General features: G+C 46.6%; 1 protein-coding gene. It reads right to left on the minus strand.

The window, feature by feature from the left end:
- Nucleotides 1–791: 791 nt before the first annotated feature.
- A partial coding sequence (locus ACZMIG_RS14810; RefSeq protein ID WP_487889771.1) for a hypothetical protein occupies nucleotides 792–1,184 on the minus strand: 393 nt, incomplete at its 5' end.

Raw genomic sequence — 1,184 nt, forward strand, 5'->3', positions numbered from 1 at the left:
AGGGGGATTGAAGGGGGGCTTGCCACCCTCACAAGTTCTAAAGTGGTAACACTTTAGGGAACTTGCAATATATCCGCTACACATATTATAGCATGATAGACACCCTATATCAAGCGGATATATTCGTGCGTATATTCTGCCAAGAATATAGTGGAGCTTACTTCCTCTTGGGCGACTTTGAAAGTGTAGGAGGGAGACAGTCAAGGGCTTGTTTTTTATCTGCAGTATGAGCTTCGGCTTGCCGATCAGCGAGTACAGCAGATAAAAAATGGTCGCAGACCACCCTTTACTTTCTTCCGCCGGAACGGACAATGAAGCACAGGGGGAAGTAACGGAACGGACGGACAGCCGTTTTCCCCTCCGGCATTATAGCCAACAAAAAAGAGTATCAAGGGTAAACGCTGCGGTCTATGACCGCCCTTGACACTCTTTTCCTTATGGCTTTGATAATAAACAAGGGGAAATGGCTTCTTGTGGCATTTCTGCCCCTGTGATATAATGAACGACGCTACCGCCCCCAGACAGGTAGAGAAAGGGGGTGAACCGCATGAGTGAACTTCTGTCATTTTTTCTCTCTGTTTTGGCAAGTGTAGTTGCCTACTACATCTGCAAATGGTTGGACGGAGAAGAATAACTGGTAGCCAGCCTTGGGATTAAGCCACCCACCCAGAACGGAATAGAAAAGCCCCGGAGTCGCAACCTCCGGGGCTTTTTGCTGTGCCACATGAGCACTTCTGTCATTTTCGCCTACTGGTATTATAGCATATGCCTTTCGGCATTTCAAGTATACCCTACTTCCACCACTTCAATACAGTATGCCGGCTAAGCCCAGTTTCTCTCTCACAATCTATCTTCTTTCCGTCCGGATGCTGCTGTTTCCATTCTTCGACAATCTTCGACTTTTCTCCGCTGCCTTTTGGTCTACCCTCTTTATTTCTCCATGCTCCATTTGGATAATCCAATGTTTGTACCAACCTTGCACGCTCTAAATGTTCAGCCTGTTTTCTTCCGTTCCGTTTGCTTGCTGGCATAGCAATAGCCGATACTCTTTCGGCTTCCCTGCGACTGTATGTGACATAATTCTCTTGATAAAACTGCATGGCGTCCAGTATATCACGCTTGGTAAAGCGGTTATGCTCATCATCTGACATATCATCAAGGAACTGCAATAGGGAAAAAGCGTC

It is taken from the genome of Xylanibacter sp. (genome assembly GCF_057607445.1).